We start from the raw sequence: 18,999 nt of genomic DNA on the forward strand, positions 1-18,999 counted from the left end.
CCGCGCTCCCGGGGCGGGGGGGGGAGGGGTGGGAAACACCCGCTCCGTTTTGTGGGGCTTTTTGTGCTAATGTTCGACTCTGGGGGGGGGCGCCGGGCCTCCCGCCCCACCCCGCTCTTCAGCACATCCATGCAGGAAACGGAATGACAGTGACAATCGAGAACCAAAAGGCATTCCTGTGGCTGCGCGCCGCTCTGGCCGCCGGTCTGTACACCGTCGCCGCCATCATGCTGATCCTGAGCCTCACAGCGGTCGGGGTCGAGATGACCCCCACGACCGATCCGGACACGGCGGCCGGCGCGTGGTTCTGCCTCATCCTCTCCACCGTGTTCCTCGCCGCCACGGCGGCGGCGTCCTGGACGTGGAAGACGGCACGGGCGCTGTGTCTGCTGCACCTGGGCATCACGGTCTACGTCTGGACGCAGGTACCCGCTCCGGTCTGATCCCTGGACCTCGGACCGCCATGGCCGACCGCCGTCTCCCGACGGTGGTCGGCCATCGTCATAGAAGGGCCCGCCAGCGGTCGGCGGACTCCATCATGTCCAGAACGACCCGCTCCAGGAACGTCCCTCCCTTGGCCAGCCGCTGCCCCACGGGGCTGTCGGGGCCGAACGTCTCCGCCACCGCCGTCGCGGCCCGCGCCGCCTCCAGCGTCTGGCGGGAGCTGACCAGGATCGAGTGGTACCAGGCGTCGTCGTCGACCACGTAGATGTCGCGCCGCCGCCGGGGATCGCGTTCGCGCCGCACGTACCCGTGCTGGACCAGGAAGTTCACGGCCACGGAGACGGAAGCCGGGCTGACTTTCAGCCTGCGGGTCAGCTCGGCCGCGGTGCGCCTGCCGTCCTCGGACAGCAGCAGGTCGACATGCACGCGCGCCGTTATCCGCGGCATCCCCGACCTGACCGCCAGCTCGACGATCTCCTCTTCGGCCTTCGTGCCGCCCGGCGCCCCGGCCGCGCGCGGGGGTGCCGGCGTGCCACGCCGCGCGCGCCGGACCGTCGCCTGGTGCGCCTGCTGGGGCCGGTAGCCGCCGGGGCCGCCGTTGCGTCCCACCTCCCGGCTGATCGTCGAGGTCGGCCGGTCGAGCCGCCTGGCGATCTCGGCGTACGAGAGCCCGTCGGCGAGTCCGGCCGCGATGCGCTGGCGTTCCTGCTGGGTCAACCGTCCTCCTGGCATGCCGTCAGTATTGCCTTCGCCGCCATTCATTGCAACGCGATATTGCATTAGGCAGCAGCGTCATTGCATCAATTTCTCGCCCTTGACCTGGGTAAATACACTCGGAGCAATTGACGGAGTTTTGAACGCAACGTAGCTTTCGGGGTGTGTTAAACACGCACTATCGCGAGACGAGGAATAGTCATGGGTGAATCCGTCCACACCGTCACGACACTGCCGACAACGCGTCAGCCCGGCTGCCCCTTCGACCCGCCGGCAGAGCTGATCGACGCCCGCCGGCACGGCCCCATCAGCCGTTGCGTCCACCCCGGCGGAAAGCCCGGCTGGCTGATCACCGGGTACGACCTGGTCAGGTCGGTCCTGGCCGACTCGCGGTTCAGCTCCCGCAAGGAGCTGATGAACGTGGGCGACTTCGAGGTTCCGCCGGCGCCGCCCGGCGAGTTCCTCCTCATGGACGACCCGCAGCACCGCCGCTACCGCAAGCCGCTGATGGGCAAGTTCACCGTACGGCGGATGCGCCTGCTCACCGAGCGCGTCGAGCAGATCACCGCCGACTGCCTGGACGCCATGGAGGAGGCCGGGCCGCCGGCGGACCTGGTGACCGCGTTCGCCAAGCCCATCCCCACCATCATCATCTGTGAGCTGCTGGGGGTGCCGTACCAGGACCGGGGCTCCTTCCAGGAGCAGATCGACACGTTCATGGGCGGGGAGACGAGCGACGAGGAGCTGATAGCGGCCTACACCGCGACCCAGGAGTACCTCGCGGAGCTGGTGGCCGCCAAGCGCGCGAACCCCACCGACGACGTGCTCAGCGACCTCACCGACAGCGATCTGACGGACGAGGAGCTGAAGGGCATCAGCCTGATCCTGCTGGCGGCCGGCTTCGACACCACCGCCAACATGCTGTCCCTCGGCACCTTCGCGCTGCTGCGCAACCCGGCCCAACTGGCGGCGCTGCGCGCCGATCCCGCGCTCACCGACGGGGCCGTGGAGGAGCTGCTGCGGTACCTGAGCGTCGCCAAGCAGTTCTGGAGGACGGCCCTGGTGGACGTCGAGCTGGACGGCCACACCATCGAGGCCGGCACGACGGTGGTCCTGTCGTACAACACCGCCAACCGCGACCCCGAGCGCTTCGCCGACCCGCATGCGCTCGACCTGCGAAGGCAGGGCGGCGGGCACCTGGCCTTCGGACACGGCGTCCACCAGTGCCTGGGGCAGCAGTTGGCCCGTGTCGAGATGCGGGTCGCGTTCCGCGCGCTGATCGACCGTTTCCCCACGCTGCGCCTGGCCGTACCGGCCGAAGAAGTCGTGCTGCGCCCGGAAACCGCGGACATCTACGGGGTGAAGAGCCTCCCGGTCACCTGGGACGTGTGACCGCGGGGTCCGGCGAGTACGCACTCCTCGCCACTCTCAACGTATAGCTCACCGGGGGGCTTGCGGCAAGGCCCCGGGGGTGCCGCAGAATCGCTGGCTCGAGGCGGGTACCTGCGGAAACGGGAGATTCACGAAGTGCGTGACGTACGTGCGTTGTTGTCGGCGAAGTCGTCGGCGAACCCTTTGACCACCTCCGCGTTCGGCCTTCCGGACCGGCTCTCCGCCAAGGCCGACCCGGCGCTGATCGCCGGTGACGAGCGGCACTTCGCGGCCGTCGCCACGTGCCTGGAGCAGACGATCGCCGAACTGTCCGAGCGTCTCGACGACTTGCGCAGGGCACCCGGCGGCCTGGGCCGGGAGGCGATGGACCGGGACGTGGAGATCCACCGGCTGACCGGCCGGCTGCGTACCCTGCGCCGGTTCGGTCTGGATCTGTGCCTCGGACGCATCGTCGGCGCGGACGGCGCCGAGCCGGTGTACATAGGCCGGCTCGGCCTCACCGACAGCGCGGGGCGCCGGCTGCTGATGGACTGGCGCTCCCCCGCGGCCGAGCCGTTCTTCGCGGCGACCCACGCCCACCCGATGGGGCTGGTGAGCCGCCGCAGGTACCGCTGGACGCGCGGCCGGATCAGCGACTACTGGGACGAGGTGTTCACCGCCGACGGGCTGGAAGGGCACGCCGCGCTCGACGACCAGTCCGCGTTCATCGCCTCGCTGGGCGGCAGCCGGTCGCCCAGGATGCGTGACGTGCTCGCCACCATCCAGGCCGACCAGGACGCCATCATCCGGGCGGGCTCCCGTGGTGCCCTCGTCGTCGACGGCGGTCCGGGCACGGGGAAGACCGTCGTCGCGCTGCACCGCTCCGCCTACCTCCTCCACTCCGACCCCCGCCTCGGCCACCGTCGGGGCGGCGTGCTGTTCGTCGGGCCGCACCAGCCCTACCTGGCCTACGTCGCCGACGTCCTGCCCGGCCTCGGGGAGGAGGGCGTGCGGACGTGCACCCTCCGCGACCTCGTCCCCGAGGGAGCCGGGGCGACGGTCGAGGCCGACCCGGACGTGGCCGCCCTGAAGTCGTCGGCGCGCATGGTGCGGGCGATCGAGACGGCCGTCAGGTTCTACGAGGAGCCGCCCGCCGAGGGGATGACGGTCACGACCGACTGGGGTGACATCCCGCTGACCGCCGACGACTGGGCCGAGGCGTTCCAGGCACCGGGGCCGGGCACTCCGCACAACGAGGCGCGCGACCAGATCTGGGAGGAGCTGGTCACGATCCTGATGGACAAGCACGACGGCGATGTCCCGCCCGACCTGTTCCGGAGGTCACTGCTGCACGACCGGGAACTGGTGCGGACCCTCGACCGGGCGTGGCCGCTGCTGGAAGCGGCCGATCTCGTCGGCGACCTGTGGTCGGTCCCCGCCTACCTGCGGATGTGCGCCCCCTGGCTCGACCCCGACGACGTCCGCACGTTGCGACGCGAGGACGCCCGGGCCTGGACGGTGTCCGACCTGCCGCTGCTGGACGCGGCCCGGCAGCGGCTCGGCGACCCGGAGGCATCGCTGCGCAAGCGCCGGCACGAAGCCTTCCTCGCCGCCGAACGCGCGCGCATGGCAGACGTCATCGACAACGTACTGGCGGCCGACGACGACGGCGAGGGCGCGGTGACGATGCTGCGCGGGCGGGACCTCCAGGACGGCCTGATCGACGAGTCCGCCCTGCCGGGCGCCGATCGTGAGCCTCTCGCCGGCCCGTTCGCGCACATCGTCGTGGACGAGGCGCAGGAACTGACCGACGCGGAGTGGCAGATGCTGCTGCTGCGGTGCCCGTCCCGGAGCTTCACCATCGTCGGGGACCGCGCCCAGGCGCGGCACGGGTTCACGGAGTCGTGGCGGGAACGGCTGGAGCGGGTCGGGCTCGGCCGCGTGGACGTGACCTCCCTGAGCATCAACTACCGGACGCCGGAGGAGGTCATGGCGCAAGCCGAGCCGGTCATCCGGGCCGCGCTGCCGGACGCCAACGTGCCGGCTTCCGTCCGCAGCAGCGGCATCCCCGTCGTCCACGGCTCCGTCCGGGACCGGGACGCGATCCTCGACACCTGGCTGGCCTCGCACGCCGACGGCATCGCCTGCGTCATCGGCGACCCCACCTTCCGGGCCACGTCCCGCGTCCGGTCGCTGACGCCGGAACTGTCCAAGGGGCTCGAATTCGACCTGGTCGTGCTCGTCGACCCGGACGGGTTCGGCCCGGGCGTCGAAGGAGCGGTCGACCGCTATGTGGCGATGACCCGGGCGACCCGGCGACTCGTCGTCCTGACGACTCCCTAGGGGCGGGGCCCGCCGGGGGTCACGACAGGCTGGCGCCCTGCGAGCGCAGTTCGCGCTGGACCGCGCTCGCCGGGACGTCCTGGGGGCGTTTGCCCTGGGACACGGCGAGCGCCGCGCAGACGCCGGCGGCCTGACCGGTGGCCATCGAGATCGGCATGACGCGGTAGGAGGAGTGGGCCACGTGGTCGCCGGAGATGCAGCGGCCCGCGACCAGGATGCGGTCCGTGTCGCGGGGGAAGAGGCAGCGCAGCGGGATGTCGTAGGACTGCCCTCGTGGGAGCCGTTTGAGCGTGGTGCCGCGGCCGCTCGGGTTGTGGATGTCGACCGGGTAGGCGCCGCGGGCGATGGCGTCGTCGAACTTGCGGGCCGTCAGCACGTCCTCGCCGGTGAGCTGGTACTCGCCGGTGATCCGGCGCGTTTCGCGGACACCGACCTGGACGCCGCTCTGGACGACGTACGAGTCGGCGAAGCCCGGCACACGGGCGCGCAGGAAGCGGGCGATCTGGGCCATCTGGCGGTGGGCGGTGAACTCCGCGCGGGTGAGGTCCCACACGCTGGTGCCGAGCACCTCGGTGACGCGGGTGGAGTTGACCGCTACCTCGCCGGGGTTCGGCGTGGCGAAGAACAGCACGTCCTCACGCGGGAGGTCCAGTTCACCGGCGTCCGTGGCGGCCCGGACGAGGTCCCACAGCCCGTGGACGCCCTTCCACTGGTCCGGGTGGGCACGGGCGTACGCGGTGAATTCGTCGTGGTCGAAGCGGACCATGCGGAACATCAGCGTCATGGGCTGCGTCCAGCCGTCCTCCGGCCGGCCGATCTCGTACGGTGCGCCGGCCGCCGCGGCGATGTCGCCGTCCCCGGTGCAGTCGACGATCACGTCCGCGTCCATGACGAGCGGCCCGGACTTGGTCTCGAACACCGCCCGTGCGCGGTCGGGCAGGCTGACGACACCGGACGCGAAGGCGTGCAGCAGGGTGCGGACCTCGTGCATCTCCAGCAGCTCGTACACCACCAGCTTGAACAGCTCCGCGTCGAAGGGCACCGTGTAGCCGGTCTCGACCGACGGGCGGATCGCCGCTCCCGCGCGCACCAAGTGGTCGAGGAGCATCCACAGCACGCCTCCGACGACCGGTTCGCCCTCGCCGTGATCGGGCGGCAGCAGGCGCCCGGAGTCACCGGTGACGGCCTGCTTGACCTCGTTGTGGAAGCTCATCAGCGGCATCACCAGGGCCGCGGTGGCGTTCCCGCCGAGGAATCCGTACCGCTCCACGAGGGTGACCTGGGCGCCCGCGTTCGCCGCACCGAGGGCCGCGCCGATGCCGGCCGGGCCGCCGCCGATCACGAGCACCTGGGTGGTGCCCGCGTGCAGGCCCTGGCGCGGGGGCAGCTCCACCGTCCGGGGGACGCGTGGCGGCATCAGGTAGGTCACATTTCCTCCCTGGGGAGCGGTGCCGGCGGTTCAGCCGGCCGCGGACGCGGGCGTCGGTGCGGTGTGGAGCACGAGGGGGCGGGGGGCGGTGCGGTCCAGGTAGGCGAGGAGCCGGTCGGCGGTCTCGCCGGCCCGCAGCCGCATCTCCGCGGTACGGGCGGTCGTGTGTGCCACCCGGGCGGGCCGCTCGTCCCACAGGCGGTCCACCTCCGCCAGGAGCAGGCCGGCGGTCTCCCTGACGACGCCGCGCAGCGCGGGCGCGCCGATCTGCTGGGCGAAGTCGAAGACCTTGCCCGCGTAGGGCAGGGGCAGCAGGGGGATCCCGGCGAGCGCGGCGAAGATCAGGAAGTGCAGTCGCATGCCGATGGCGAGGTCCAGTCGCCGGACGATGTCGAGCATCTGCTGGGGGCGGTAGGTGCCGTGCAGGACCGTGCACCGATCGGCGTCGGCCATCCGGGAGACCACCGCGTGGGCGTGGCGCATGTCGTCGCGCTCCATCGGCAGGAACACGACGTGGGCGTCGAGCCGGTGGACGAGGAAGTCGCCCACGTTGGCGAGGAGCTGGTGGTAGCCCTCCTCGTCCAGGTGCTCCGCCGCGCGCCCGGGCTCGCGCACGCTCATCCCGACGAGCCGCACTCCGCGCGGTACGGCTTCGGCCCGCAGCAGGTCCTCGCCGCCGTCGCCGGGCTGGAGGAGCAGCGCCGGGTCGGCGGTGACGGTGATGGGGCGGGTCAGTCCGGCCTCTTCGAGCACGAGTTTCGACTCCTCGTCGCGCACCGTCACCTCGGCCGCCTCCGAGAGGGTCGCGCGGACCCACTCGCAGTCGGCCTCGTCGGTGAGGGGGCCGGCGCCGAGGGCGTAGGTGAAGAGGGGCACGCCGAGGTCCTGGGCGGTCCGGGCCAGCCGCAGGTAGCGGCGCGCCTCGGTGTCGTAGAGGATTCCGCCGCCGCCGAGGACGAGCACGCTCAGGCCCCGGAGGTGCTCGGAGATCCGCTCCCGGCACACGCCTTCCCAGCCGACCACCTCGACGTCCGGATGGGCGGTGCGGCTGTGGTCGGGGTTGCGGGAGAAGACCACCAGGCGGGCGTCCGGGCGGCCGGCCCGGACGCGGTCCAGCATGGCGGTGAGGATCGCCTCGTCGCCCACGTTCCGGCCCCCGTAGGAGCCGAGCACTCCTACGGACACGCTGCTTCGGTCATCCATGATCGGCCAGCCTCACCCGTTCCGCCGCGTTCACGCGCTCCTACACCAGTTCACCGCATGGCGAGATTTACGCATCTCGAAAGCCGGGCCGGCTTCCGGCCTCGTCCACGAGGGCCCTCGCCAGCGCGTGGGGCCGGGAGAACATCGGCCAGTGGCCGGTGCCCATCCGGACGAGCCGCCAGTGCTCGCCGGTCAGCAGCCGGGCCAGGTCGGCGCCGGGTTCGGCGGCGTTGAGCTCGCACCGGACGTACGTTCCCGGCAGCTCGGCGAGCGGGCGGGTCAGGACGGCGGGCTCCGTCAGTGTGGCGCCCGGGTGGGGCGTCGAGCGGCGCGTGATCCGGTCGATCTGCTCGTCGGTCAGGCCCTGCCCGGCGTAGTGGGAGCGCGGGGGCGGCGGCCAGGAGCCCCCGTACGCGGCGATCGTGGCCTCCACTCCCCTGCCTCCGTCCGGCCAGGAGGCGACGACCGGTCGTCCGTGGACGGGGACCGGGCAGTCGATGAGCACCATCCGGACCAGCCGGTCGCCGATGCTCCCGGCGGCCTGGGCGACCGGGACGCCCGCGTAGCTGTGTCCGACCAGGACGACGTGGCGAAGACCGAGACGTCCGACCTCGTCGACGACGTCCCGTACGTGGGTCCGCTGCCCCGCCGGGACGTCCCGCTTCTCGGCGAGCCCGGACAGGGTCAGGGCGTGGGCGCCGTGGCCGGCCGCACGCAGCTCCGGCACCACCTCGTCCCACGCCCACGCTCCGAGCCAGGCGCCCGGGACCAGTACGAAGTCCACCATCACCGACACCGTAACGGCATCCGGTCAGACGGCCCCGTCGGCGGCGGCCGTGTGCCGGGTGGGGTCGGGCGGGCGGGGCGCGCGGGTGCCGGTGTCGGTGGCCGGCGCGGCGAGGCGCTGGTGGAGCCGGAGGTGGCGGAACTCGTAGTGCGCGCCCGACTGGCGCAGCACGCCGCGGCGGTGCGCGTCGGCGAGGAACCGCATGAGCCGCCACGGCGCCCGTCCGGTCACGGCGAGCCACATCCGGGCGACGCCCATCCGCCCCCAGGCGCTCAGCGCGAGCGCGGAGGTGCCGACGGGCACCCACAGTTCGGTGTGCATGGTGCCCAGGGTGCTGCTCCGGATGGTCGCCGCGATGACGAGGCAGACCGCGCCGGCGAGTACGGCGGCGATGGCGCTGCGCGCGAGGGTGGCGGCGCGGTCGGTGCGCAGCGTGCTGCGCGGGCTGACGGCCCGGATGGTGTCGGAGGGTGTGTTCAGGGCGCGGTAGACGCCGGAGGCGGCGCCGCCGATGGTGCCGATGAGCGCGCCGAAGGCCACGAGGGGGACCACCGCGTCGCGGATGACGGTGAGGACGGGGCGGTGCACGAGCCAGAGCTTGACCCGTTCCGGCAGGGCGACCACCACGTTGTGGGCGTCGACGGGCTTGCCGCGCCAGGTGTCCGGCTTCCCCGGCCAGTCGATCACCCACTGTCCGCTCGCCCGGTGGACGCGCACCTCGCCCTTGTACGTCCCGAGGCGGCGGTCCGACGAGATCCGCGCGCCCCTCATCACGGCGAACGGGCTGTCGAGCGCCGCCCGTTCCACCAGCTCGACCTCGTGGGTGCCCGTCGAGCGGACGGACCGGCCGCCGTCGCCCGTCCGCTGGACCCGCCAGCCCTCGACCACCTCGCCGTGCACCGGCGGGCGGGCCGAGTGGATGGCGTACGCGGCGAAGGCACCGGTGACGCAGCCGACGACGGCCGAGCCGGTGACGCCGATGAGCGTGCAGGCGACGAAGCCGCGCAGCAGTCCCCGGCGGAAGCCGCGCAGGACGTCGGCGGGGCCGGTGTAGGGCGCGGCCACCCGTGCTCCCTGCGCCAGCGAGGCGACGACCAGCAGCAGCCCGGCGACGACGCAGGTTCCGGCCGGGACCACCGCGTCGCCGTAGCCGTAGATCGCCAGGCCGGTGAAGACGACGAGCGCGCCCAGGGCGCGGACGGCCGTCGGGCCGCTCGGGCTGCCCGCCCAGGGCAGGGCCAGCGGGAGGGGGCGGCGGGGCAGGCCCGCGACGGCGAACATCATCGACAGGATGAGCCCGAAGCAGCAGCCGTTGAGGAACCAGGTGGGCCGTGGTGTGATCACGGCCCCGAGACGTGAACTGACCAGAGGTGGGGCGAGCACGCCGAGGGCCACCGCGACGGCCGTGGCGGCGGCGGTCATGCTGAGCGCCATGCGGGCCAACCAGGGTGTGCCCTGGCGGGTTTCGGCGGTGGCGGGCAGCAGCCGGGCGAGCCCGAAGCACAGGCCGGTCAGGAGCCCCGCGAGGTTGAGGACGGCTGACAGCGGGCTGTCCCAGTTGGCGACCACCCCGCGCCCGTACATGGCCAGCGGCACCAGCAGCGCGGCGGTGGCGAGGAGTGCGAGGACGGCGGGGCCGATCACCCGCAGCGCCGCGGGCATCACCGCCGGGAGTTCCCACCAGGCCAGCCGCCAGGGGCCGGTGGCCCCGGGGCGGCGGGGTGCCAGGTCGTGGGCGAGGTGGCGGAGCCAGTGGTGTGCCGCGCCCGGGCGCCAGGTGCCGTCCGCGTCGGCGAACGCGGCGGGCACGAAGGCGTCCAGCAGGTGCTCCTCGATGCGTTCGGCGGTCGGGAAGCGTTCGTGGTCCAGGAGTTCACGCGGATCGCGGGAGGTGTCGCCGTACACCGTGCGCGCCAGCGCGACCATCAGCGGTGAGCCCAGGACCTCGGCCAGCGGTGCGGTGGGCGCGGCGAGGACCCGGGTCCACACGGTGGTGCGGTCGGCGTTCGAACGGGCCGTGTTCTCCAGGTAGTCGCGCGCGGCGGAGAAGTCGAGCCGTTCCAGCCGCAGGACTTCGGCGGCGGTCAGCACGTCGCCGCCGCGGGTGGCGCGGGCCCAGTCGGTGGTGCGGCAGGTGAGGAGGACGGGCAGCCGCTCGTCCAGTTCGCGGTTGAGGCGGCGCAGCGCGTCGCGGTGCGCCGCCTCGGGGAGTTCGTCGAAGCCGTCGAGTACGGGCAGGACGAGGCCGGCGTCCAGCAGTTCGCGGGCCAGGGTGCGTTCGCCGCGGACGGCGGCCAGCGGCCGGTACTCGGCGGCCAGGCACTCGGCCAGCCAGCGGCGCAGCGGGAGGTTGGCGGGGTCCCAGCCCGCCAGGGGGAAGATGATCGGCACCGGGTCGCCGGGCCGCCGCGCGGCGAGCATCCCCAGGACGAACTGGACGGCGAGGATGCTCTTCCCGGCGCCGGGCTCGCCCAGGACGACCAGCCGGCCGGAGGGGACCGACCTGTACGTCTCGACGATCCGGTCGAGCCGCTGGTCGCCGTCGCGCGGTTCGGGCACCGGCAGGCCGCGCCGGATGTTGCGCGGGTGGTCGGCGAGCGGGGGGCCGACGCGGGTCCAGGGGACGTTCAGCGGTTCCGGGTCCTGGAGCCGGCGCAGCCGGGCCTCGTCGGACCACTGGTCCCGTACCGCGTCGGCGAGGTCGTCGGCCGCCTGTCCTCGCCGGTCGGGACCGTCCTGGGCGGGTGCGGAGTCGCGCAGCAGGTCGGCAGTGAAGGCGCAGAGGGAGACGAAGGCGGAGACGGCGGAGATCCACATCGATGTCACGTCGGCGCCGCCGTCCCGGCGGGAGAGGGCGGCGGCCAGCGCGATCAGGGACGCGGCGACCGCGCCGAGCCCGATGCGCCGTTGTACGCGTGTCTCCCGGAGCGGCGCCCACATGATCCGCACCCCCATGTCCCTGTCCGTGGCCCGTCGTCGGAGGTGAACGAGGCTTCGGGGGCCCGCGTACCGATGCCATGGGGGGCGCACGGGGGCGTCGCGGGAGCACGCCGCGCCGGTCGATGGACGGGGTGTCGGGAAGCTAGTCGTGGGCTCCCGAAGCGGTGGGCACCGGCGCGGGCGGCAGGCCGAGCAGGCCCCGCACGGCCCGGTCGGCCAGTTGGACGTCGTGGGGGGCGTGCCCGGCGAGCTGGATGCCGACCGCCTCGACGATGCCGAGGTAGGCCGACGCCATCTGGGCGGGCGGCGGCCCGGGCGGGATGGCGCCGCTGTCGCGGGCGGCGGCGATCAGCCCGGCGCAGTCGGCTTCCAGCCGGTCGACGATGTCCGCGACCGCCCGGCCGACCGGGTGGTCCTGGCCGGCGAACTCGACCCGCAGGGTCATCATCACCTGGGCCACGTCACGGCGGCAGTAGACGGCGTGGCCCCGCGCCATCGCCAGCAGCGCCTCCACGGGGGCGGACTGTTCGGCGGCGAGCCGGCCGACTTCGGCGTTCCAGGTCTCCTCGACCCACGTCACCACCGCCAGCGTCAGGTCTTCCTTGTTGGCGAACTGGTGGTACAGGGCGCCGCGCGTGTAGCCCGCGTCACCGGCGACGCGCTCCAGCGACAGATTGGCGTACCCGTACGTCGACAGCCCCCGCGCGGCGGCTTCCAGCAGGGCGCTCCTGGTCCGCGCCCGCCGGTCCGCCTGCGTCCGGCGCGCGCTCCCCCGGCTCTCCGTCATCGTCCTCACCCCTCAGTTACATACATACGCGTATGTACGTTAGCATCGCCGGGCACGGTCGCTTCGCGGCCCGACCGGAGGGGGAGCACGTATGCACACCGATGGGAGGCCGGCCGTCCGCCGGCTGGATCCGGTTCCCGACCGCATCCACGCCCTGAGCACCATGACCGACCCCGGCTACGTCGACGTCTTCACCATGAGCGGCGGCCTCCCCGGCAGGTCGCCGGAGCAGTGGGCCAGGGCGCTGTTCGAAGACGTGGCAGGCCGGTCGGGGCAGTTCATCTGGCGGGCCCTGCTCGGACTGCGCCTCAGGGCGTCGGCGGACCGGGTGGCCGGCTGGCGGGTCGCCGAGCACGGCGCCGACTGGATCAGGCTCGAAGCCCGCTCCTGGTTCCTCACCGGTCACCTCGTCGTCCAGGCCGACGACGAACACGTCTCGCTCGCCACGTTCGTCCACTACGACCGCCCGCTCGCGTCCCGCGTCTGGCCGCCGCTGGCCAAGAAGCACGTCCACTTCGCACCCGACCTGCTGCGCGACGCCCGCGAGGTCCTGACGGCGCGCCCGGCCGGCTGACCGGGAGCCGGGGCCGGGTCAACCCGCCGGGAAACGGGCCGGGTTGCCGTGCATGGTGCCGTACATATCGCCAAGGTGTGCCTTACCTGAGTTGTAGGGTGACGCCGTCGGGCCGGCAGCCGTGAGGGAGCGTGGTGTCCGTGGGTGATGTCCGCCTGGTGGCGAGGGGGCTCGACGTCGGGCACGGTGGGCGCGCGGTGCTGGAGGGGGTGGAGCTGTCGCTGAGGGCGGGGGCGGTCACCGTGCTGGTGGGGCCCAACGGGTGTGGGAAGTCGACGCTTTTGCGCACCGTGGCGGGGCTTCTGCCGCCGCTGGGTGGGGAGGTACGCGTCGACGGCGCTCCGCTCGCGTCCTTCGCCCGCCGTGCGCTGGCCCAGCGGCTGGCGTTCCTGCCGCAGAGCTCGCAGGCGCCCGCCGGGGTGACGGTCCGTGAGCTGGTCCGGCACGGGCGGTACGCGCACCGGGGCGCTCTCGCCCGGCACACGGGCGAGGACACGGAGGCCATCGACTGGGCGCTCGATGTCACGGACGCGGCGCCGCTCGTCGGGCGGCGCCTCGACGAGCTGTCGGGCGGTGAGCGCCAACGCGCGTGGCTGGCCATGGTGCTGGCCCAGCGCGCCGGGGTACTGCTGCTGGACGAGCCGACCACGTACCTCGACATGCGCCACCAGTTCGAGGTGCTCGACGTCGTACGGCGGCTCGCCCGTGAGCACCGCATCGCCGTCGGCGTGGTCCTGCACGACCTGACGCAGGCGGCGGCCTACGCGGACGACGTCGTGGTCGTCGCCGACGGCGGGATCGCCGCCGCGGGCCCGGCCGACGAGGTGCTCACCCCGGAGGTCATCGAGCGGGCCTTCGGGCTGCGCGTCAGCGTCGTGCGCGATCCGGCAACCGGCTACCTCGCCTGCTTCCCCCAGCGGCCGGAGACTTCCGTCCCCTGACGGTACGAAGGAGAGATTCGACCATGCAGAGAATGCTTCGCGCCCTGGCGACGGGCGGTACCGCCGTGGCCCTGGTGCTGACCGCCGCGTGCGGGTCCGGCACGGTCGGCGGGACCACGGACGGCAGGACGGGCGGGGGCGAGGCCGGCGGCGCGATCACCGTCGACACCGCCCAGGGGAAGGTGAGCCTGGACAAGCCCGCGACCAAGGTCGTGGCGCTGGAGTGGACGTACACCGAGGAGCTGATCGCCCTCGGCGTCACCCCCGTCGGCAACGCCGACAACAAGGGCTACGGCACCTGGGTCACCGCCGACGGCGCGGGCCTGCCCGGCGCGGTGACCGACGTGGGCACCCGCAACGAGCCGAGCCTGGAGAAGATCCGCGCCCTCCAGCCCGACCTCATCGTCATCGACAACGACCGGTCGAAAGCCGCCCTCAAGCAGCTCCGCTCCATCGCGCCGGTGCTGTCGTTCACGTACACCACCAAGCCGCAGCTCGCGACGATGAGGAAGAACTTCGGCGAGCTGGCGAAGGCGGTGGGCAAGGAGGACGAGGCCGCCGAGGTGACCCGGCGGATCGACACCAAGGCCGCCGAGCTCAGGGGACGGCTGGACAAGGCGGGCAAGGGCGGCCTGAAGTACGCGCTGGCGCAGGCCTTCACCGCCAACGGCACCGCCTCGATCCGGATGCTCACCGATGACGCGATCGCCCCGCAGGTGCTGGCCCTGGCCGGGCTGAAGAACGGCTGGAAGGGCCGGTCCGACGCCTGGGGCATGACCACGGTCGGCGTCGAGGGCCTGACCCAGGTCGAGAAGGACGCGACCTTCCTGTACGTCGCGGCCGACGACGACAACCCGTTCACCGGCGACCTCGCGGGCAACGCCGTGTGGAAGGGGCTGGAATTCGTCAAGGGGGACAAGGCGCTGCCGCTCGACCCGGGCACCTGGCTCTTCGGCGGCCCGCTGTCGGCGGTGCACCTCCTCGACGAGACCGGCAAGGCCCTGAAGGTCTGATGGCCCCGGAGGGACTGACGACGGCCGCGCCCGCCGGCCGTCCGCCCGGCAGCACGCCCGGCCGCCGCCCACGAGCCGTGCTCGTGGGCGGCGCCCTGTCGCTCGTGCTGTGCCTGGCCGCCGTCGTCCACCTGGGTCTCGGCGCGTCCGGCGTGGGCATCGGCGACATCGCCGGGCTGCTCCTCGGCCACGGCGACGCGCGCACCGAGGACGTCCTGCTCGGCAGTCGCCTGCCGCGCACGCTGACCGGGCTGGTCGTCGGCGTCGCGCTCGGCGTGTCCGGCGTGCTCGTCCAGGGAGCGACCCGCAACCCGCTGGCGGCGCCCGACACGCTCGGCGTGAACGCCGGTGCGTACTTCGCCGTCGTGCTGGTGGCGTTCACCGGGGTCGGTCTCGGCCCGCTGCCGGCCGGCGGCGCGGCGTTCCTCGGCGGGCTCGTCGCGGTCGGCCTGGTCCACCTGCTGAGCGGCACCGGGGTGATGACGCCCGGCCGGGTGCTGCTCGCGGGTGCGACGGTGGCGCTGGCGGGCACCTCGGCGGCCGAGTTCCTCCAGATGCTCGACACGCAGGCGACGCGCGGGCTGTTCTTCTGGGGCAACGGCACGCTGATGCAGTCCGGTCCGGAACGGCCCCTGACGCTCGGTGCGGTCGTCGCCGCCGGCGCGCTGCTCGCCCCGGCGCTGGCCCGCCCGCTGGACCTGCTGGCGCTCGGCGACGAGACCGCCCAGGCCATGGGTGTACGCGTGGAGCGTGTCCGCCCGGCCGCCTTCCTGGTCGCCGTCCTGCTGTCCGCGGCGGCCGTCTCGCTCGCCGGGCCGATCGGCTTCGTCGGGCTCATCGCGCCGGTGATCGTGCGCCAGTTGGGCATCCGTGCGCACGCGCTGCTCATCCCGATGGCGGCGTTGCTGTCCTCCGCCCTCGTGCTGGGCGCCGACGCGGCCGCCCAACTGATCGTCACGCCGTCGGCCACACAGCCCGCCGAGATCCCGGTCGGTGTGGTGACGGCGCTGGTCGGCGGCCCGGTGTTCATGGCGTTGGCGCGCCGGGTGAGCACCGGTGACGCGGACACGGGCGCGGCGGTCGTGGTGTCCGGCCGGCGGCGGGCCCCCGCCTACGCGGTGGCGCTGGGCGGCGGGCTGGTCGCCCTGGCCGTCGCCGTCGCCGTGTCGTTGCGCGTCGGCGACGTCGAGATCACCTGGGGGCAGCTCGGTGCGGCGCTGTTCGGTTCGGCGGATCGGATCACCGAGGCGGTGGTGGACTACCGGCTGCCGCGCGTCCTGGTGGCGGCGCTGGCCGGGGCGTGCCTGGCGGTCGCCGGGGCGGCGGTCCAGGCGGTGGTGCGCAACCCCCTGGCCGAGCCGGGGCTGGTGGGCGTGACCGGTGGGGCGTCGCTCGGCGCGGTCGCGGTCATCCTCCTCGTGCCGTCGGCGCCGCTGGTGGCCCTGCCGGCCGCGGCGGGGGCCGGCGGCGTCCTGATGCTCGCCCTGGTGGTGCTGGTGGCGCGAGGGAGCGCGAAGGGCGGCCGGACCGCGCTGGATCCGACCCGGGTGGTCCTGGTGGGCCTGGGCGCCGCCGCCACGTCGGCGGCCTTGGTCAACATCATGGTCGTGGGCGCGCAGATGAACCTGTCCGCCGCGCTCGGCTGGCTGGCTGGCAGTACGTACGCCCGGGACTTCTCGGCCCTGGGCTGGCTGGCCGTGCCCGCGCTGGTGGCGGTGGGCCTGGTGGTCGCCGCACGGCCGGTGAACCTGCTGTCCCTCGGTGACGAACTGCCGCGCGCCCTCGGCCTGGAGCTGGGCCGCGCCCGGCTGCTCGTGCTCGGCGCGGGCGCGGTGCTGGCGGCGGGCACGGCGGCGGCGGTGGGCGCGGTGGGCTTCGTCGGGCTGGTCGCGCCGCACCTGGCCCGGAAGTCGGTGGGCGGCGGCACGGCCCGCATGGTGCCCATGGCCGCCGTCCTGGGGGCGGTGCTGGTGGTGTGCTCGGACGCCCTGGGCCGCTGGCTGCTCGCCCCGGTGGAGATCCCGGTGGGCATCGTCACGGCCCTGCTCGGGGCCCCCTACCTGGTGTGGCTGCTGCGGAGGCTCTGACCACCTGTCGGGTCTTCAGCCGTTCCACTTCCAGTCGGTGATCTCGGCCGGGTCCATCCCGGTGCGGCGCAGCTCCGCGCGCAGCCGGTCGCGGTGGTGGGCGTAACCGGCGGCCAGGTCGCCGGTGGCGGGTGAGCGGCCGCGCAGGTGCCGCAGCGCGGTGATGGCGAGGTCGTGGCGGGAGACGCCGTTGCCGGCCAGCAGGTCGTAGGGCGTGGTGGTGGTGCCCTCCTCGACGTAGCCGCGGACGTGGAAGCGGGCCGGGTGGGGCCGGCCGTGCAGCAGTTGGTGGACGGCCGCCGGGTAGCCGTGGAAGTCGAACACCACGTGCGTGTCCGTGCCGAACAGCTCCCGGAAGTCGGCGTCCGCCATGCCGTGCGGGTGCCGGTCGGGCGGCGCGAGCACGCACAGGTCGACGACGTTGACGACGCGGACGCGCGCGTCCGGCAGGTCGCGGCGCAGCAGGCCGGCGGCGGCGAGCGTCTCGACCGTCGGGATGCCGCCCGCGCAGGCGAGGACCACCTCCGGGTCCTCGCCGTCGTGCGTGGACGCCCAGCGCCAGGTGGAGGCGCCCGCGGCGCAGTGCCGGCGGGCGTCCGCCAGGTCGAGCCACTGGGCGGCCGTGTGCTTGCCGGCCACGACGAGGTTGATCCGGCCGGTGTCGGCGAGCAGCCGCTCCATGGTGACGAGGAGGGTGTTGGCGTCGGGCGGGAGGTGGACACCGGTGACGGTGCTCTTCTTGGTGAGGAGGTTGTTGATGAAGCCGGGGCCCTGGTGGCTGTAGCCGTTGTGCTCCTGCCGCCATCCCTCGCTGGTCAGCAGGTACGTGAGGCTGCTGACGGGGGTGCGCCAGGGCACCTCGTGGGACATCTTCAGCCACTTGGCGTACTGGTTGAGCATGCTGTCGACGACGGAGGCGAACGCCTCGTACGTCGGGAAGAGTCCGTGGCGGCCGGTCTGGAGGTAGCCCTGGATCCAGCCCTGGCAGTTGTGCTCGGACAGCACCTCCAGGACGCGTCCGTCGGGGGCGAGGTCCTCGGCGTACTCGTCCACGGGCCACGCGTAGGCGCGGCCGCTCGCGCCGAGGACGCTGTCGAGCTTGTTGGAGGCCAGTTCGTCCGGCGACACGATCCGGAAGTCCCGGCCGCGCTCCGTGCGGTGCGTGATCTCCGTCAGCCAGGCGGCGAGCACCCGGTTGGGGCTCGCGGAGGCCGTGCCGGGGCCCGCGCCGACGTCGACGGCGTACGGTTCGAGCGGCGGCAGGTCCAGGGGGCGGCGCAGGCGGCCCCCGTCGGCGGCGGGGTTCATGCCGATGCGGCGCTCGCCCTGGGGGCAGGCGGCCAGGACGTGCGGACGGGGGCGGCCCTCCTCGTCGAACAGCTCGTCCGGCCGGTACGAGCGCAGCCACGCCTCCAGGGCCTTGAACTGCTCGTCGTCCTCGTGGACGCCGGCCAGGGGCACCTGGTGGGCGTGGAAGGTGCCCTCGATGCGGCGGCCGCCGACCTCGTGGGGGGCGCCCTGGCCCTTGAGGCTGCGCAGTACGAGCATCGGCCAGGCGGGCCGGTCCGGCCGGTCGCCGGCGCGGGCGCGGCGCTGGATGCCGGTGATGGCCGTGTGGGCGTCGCGCACCGCGTCGACGACCACGTCGGGGTCCTCGGTCGCGTCGACGATACGGGGGTCCCAGCCGTAGCCGCGGAAGAGCGCCGTCAGTTCACCGTCCGTCATGGTGGCGAAGAGCGTCGGCGAGGAGATCTTGTAGCCGTTCAGGTGGAGCACGGGCAGGACCGCGCCGCCGGTGACGGGGTCGAGGAACTTGGTGGAGTGCCAGGCGCCGGCGGTCGGGCCGGTCTCCGCCTCCCCGTCGCCGACGATGCAGGCCACGAGGCGCCCCGGGGCGTCGAAGGCGGCTCCGAAGGCGGTGGACAGGGCGTAGCCGAGCTCGCCGCCCTCGTGGATGGTGCCGGGCACGGCCGGTGAGAGGTGGCTGGGGAAGCCGTCCGGGGCGCAGTAGCGCCGGGCCAGCTCCTTCAGGCCGCTTCCGGTGCGTGCGAGCGCGGGGTCGTGGTGCTCGTGGGTGCCTTCCAGCCACAGGTTGGCGTGGTTGGCCGGGGCGCCGTGGCCGGGGCCGGTGACCAGGAGAACGTCGGTGCCGCGTTCCCTGATGAGGGTGTTGAGCGCCGCGTACACCATGGTGATGCCGGGGCACGATCCCCAGTGGCCGAGCAGGCGCGGCTTGAGGTGCTCGCGGCGCAGCGGCTCACGGAGCAGGACGTTGTCCCGGAGGAAGATCAGGGTGGCGGCGACATAGTCGGCGGCGCGCCGGTACGCCCGCGTTCCGTGGGTGTCCCGCTCCATGAGGCACCTTC

At 73.5% G+C, this 18,999-nt stretch carries 14 protein-coding genes; 7 read left to right on the plus strand and 7 right to left on the minus strand.

Annotated elements, in window-relative coordinates; all coding sequences use genetic code 11:
- Positions 1 to 143: 143 nt before the first annotated feature.
- Positions 144 to 443 (plus strand): hypothetical protein, encoded by a 300-nt coding sequence (locus ACZ46W_RS04420; RefSeq protein WP_366132100.1) that lies wholly within the window; start codon positions 144 to 146, stop codon positions 441 to 443.
- A gap of 58 nt (positions 444 to 501) precedes the next feature.
- On the opposite strand, the gene ACZ46W_RS04425 is transcribed toward ACZ46W_RS04420, so the two are convergent.
- Positions 502 to 1,176 (minus strand): helix-turn-helix domain-containing protein, encoded by a 675-nt coding sequence (locus tag ACZ46W_RS04425; protein ID WP_468331100.1) that lies wholly within the window; start codon positions 1,174 to 1,176, stop codon positions 502 to 504.
- 183 nt (positions 1,177 to 1,359) lie between these two features.
- Here ACZ46W_RS04425 and ACZ46W_RS04430 point away from each other — a divergent pair, with 183 nt between their 5' ends.
- Positions 1,360 to 2,550 (plus strand): cytochrome P450, encoded by a 1,191-nt coding sequence (locus ACZ46W_RS04430; protein ID WP_468331103.1) that lies wholly within the window; start codon positions 1,360 to 1,362, stop codon positions 2,548 to 2,550.
- Between the two features lie 135 nt (positions 2,551 to 2,685).
- Complete coding sequence (helR, locus tag ACZ46W_RS04435; protein ID WP_468331106.1) at positions 2,686 to 4,872, plus strand: RNA polymerase recycling motor ATPase HelR; 2,187 nt, start codon at positions 2,686 to 2,688, stop codon at positions 4,870 to 4,872.
- Positions 4,873 to 4,891: 19 nt separating this feature from the next.
- Here the strand turns inward: helR and ACZ46W_RS04440 are convergent, their stop codons facing one another.
- The 5 genes from ACZ46W_RS04440 to ACZ46W_RS04460 form a co-directional block, all read right to left on the minus strand.
- Positions 4,892 to 6,301: an FAD-dependent oxidoreductase gene (locus ACZ46W_RS04440; RefSeq protein ID WP_468331109.1), complete on the minus strand. Its 1,410-nt coding sequence runs from the start codon at positions 6,299 to 6,301 to the stop codon at positions 4,892 to 4,894.
- Positions 6,302 to 6,331: 30 nt separating this feature from the next.
- Positions 6,332 to 7,504: a polysaccharide pyruvyl transferase family protein gene (locus ACZ46W_RS04445; RefSeq protein WP_468331112.1), complete on the minus strand. Its 1,173-nt coding sequence runs from the start codon at positions 7,502 to 7,504 to the stop codon at positions 6,332 to 6,334.
- Positions 7,505 to 7,571: 67 nt separating this feature from the next.
- Positions 7,572 to 8,291 carry an alpha/beta fold hydrolase gene (locus ACZ46W_RS04450; protein ID WP_468331115.1) on the minus strand — a complete coding sequence of 240 codons (720 nt, stop codon included), beginning with the start codon at positions 8,289 to 8,291 and terminating at the stop codon, positions 7,572 to 7,574.
- Between the two features lie 24 nt (positions 8,292 to 8,315).
- On the minus strand, positions 8,316 to 11,246 hold the full coding sequence (locus tag ACZ46W_RS04455; protein ID WP_468331117.1) for an NACHT domain-containing protein: 2,931 nt from the start codon (positions 11,244 to 11,246) through the stop codon (positions 8,316 to 8,318).
- Between the two features lie 127 nt (positions 11,247 to 11,373).
- Positions 11,374 to 12,018 carry a TetR/AcrR family transcriptional regulator gene (locus tag ACZ46W_RS04460; RefSeq protein ID WP_468331120.1) on the minus strand — a complete coding sequence of 215 codons (645 nt, stop codon included), beginning with the start codon at positions 12,016 to 12,018 and terminating at the stop codon, positions 11,374 to 11,376.
- A 91-nt stretch (positions 12,019 to 12,109) separates the two neighbouring features.
- On the opposite strand from ACZ46W_RS04460, the gene ACZ46W_RS04465 reads away from it, so the two are divergent.
- The 4 genes from ACZ46W_RS04465 to ACZ46W_RS04480 all read left to right on the plus strand — a co-directional run bounded on the left by ACZ46W_RS04465 (position 12,110) and on the right by ACZ46W_RS04480 (position 16,633).
- Entirely contained in the window at positions 12,110 to 12,592 is a 483-nt protein-coding gene (locus ACZ46W_RS04465; protein WP_468331123.1) for a hypothetical protein, read from the plus strand.
- 140 nt (positions 12,593 to 12,732) lie between these two features.
- Entirely contained in the window at positions 12,733 to 13,533 is an 801-nt protein-coding gene (locus ACZ46W_RS04470; protein WP_468331126.1) for an ABC transporter ATP-binding protein, read from the plus strand.
- Positions 13,534 to 13,556: 23 nt separating this feature from the next.
- Positions 13,557 to 14,546, plus strand: coding sequence for an ABC transporter substrate-binding protein (locus ACZ46W_RS04475; protein ID WP_468331128.1), 990 nt, complete (start codon positions 13,557 to 13,559; stop codon positions 14,544 to 14,546).
- Positions 14,546 to 16,633 carry an iron ABC transporter permease gene (locus ACZ46W_RS04480; protein ID WP_468331131.1) on the plus strand — a complete coding sequence of 696 codons (2,088 nt, stop codon included), beginning with the start codon at positions 14,546 to 14,548 and terminating at the stop codon, positions 16,631 to 16,633. Before ACZ46W_RS04475 ends, ACZ46W_RS04480 begins: the two co-directional genes overlap by 1 nt.
- A 15-nt stretch (positions 16,634 to 16,648) precedes the next feature.
- On the opposite strand, the gene ACZ46W_RS04485 is transcribed toward ACZ46W_RS04480, so the two are convergent.
- The gene (locus ACZ46W_RS04485; protein ID WP_468331134.1) at positions 16,649 to 18,988 is read right to left on the minus strand and encodes a phosphoketolase; all 2,340 of its coding nucleotides are present in this window, start codon (positions 18,986 to 18,988) and stop codon (positions 16,649 to 16,651) included.
- Between the last annotated feature and the right edge of the window lie 11 nt (positions 18,989 to 18,999).

The organism is Streptomyces sp. NPDC031064 (assembly GCF_055570965.1).

Bases quoted from the DNA above. Each gene is read 5' to 3' on its own strand.
- ACZ46W_RS04420 (WP_366132100.1), top strand. From the start codon at position 144: ATGACAGTGACAATCGAGAACCAAAAGGCATTCCTGTGGCTGCGCGCC.
- ACZ46W_RS04425 (WP_468331100.1), bottom strand. From the start codon at position 1,176: ATGCCAGGAGGACGGTTGACCCAGCAGGAACGCCAGCGCATCGCGGCC.
- ACZ46W_RS04430 (WP_468331103.1), top strand. From the start codon at position 1,360: ATGGGTGAATCCGTCCACACCGTCACGACACTGCCGACAACGCGTCAG.
- ACZ46W_RS04445 (WP_468331112.1), bottom strand. From the start codon at position 7,504: ATGGATGACCGAAGCAGCGTGTCCGTAGGAGTGCTCGGCTCCTACGGG.
- ACZ46W_RS04450 (WP_468331115.1), bottom strand. From the start codon at position 8,291: ATGGTGGACTTCGTACTGGTCCCGGGCGCCTGGCTCGGAGCGTGGGCG.
- ACZ46W_RS04455 (WP_468331117.1), bottom strand. From the start codon at position 11,246: ATGGGGGTGCGGATCATGTGGGCGCCGCTCCGGGAGACACGCGTACAA.
- ACZ46W_RS04460 (WP_468331120.1), bottom strand. From the start codon at position 12,018: ATGACGGAGAGCCGGGGGAGCGCGCGCCGGACGCAGGCGGACCGGCGG.
- ACZ46W_RS04465 (WP_468331123.1), top strand. From the start codon at position 12,110: ATGCACACCGATGGGAGGCCGGCCGTCCGCCGGCTGGATCCGGTTCCC.
- ACZ46W_RS04475 (WP_468331128.1), top strand. From the start codon at position 13,557: ATGCAGAGAATGCTTCGCGCCCTGGCGACGGGCGGTACCGCCGTGGCC.
- ACZ46W_RS04480 (WP_468331131.1), top strand. From the start codon at position 14,546: ATGGCCCCGGAGGGACTGACGACGGCCGCGCCCGCCGGCCGTCCGCCC.
- ACZ46W_RS04485 (WP_468331134.1), bottom strand. From the start codon at position 18,988: ATGGAGCGGGACACCCACGGAACGCGGGCGTACCGGCGCGCCGCCGAC.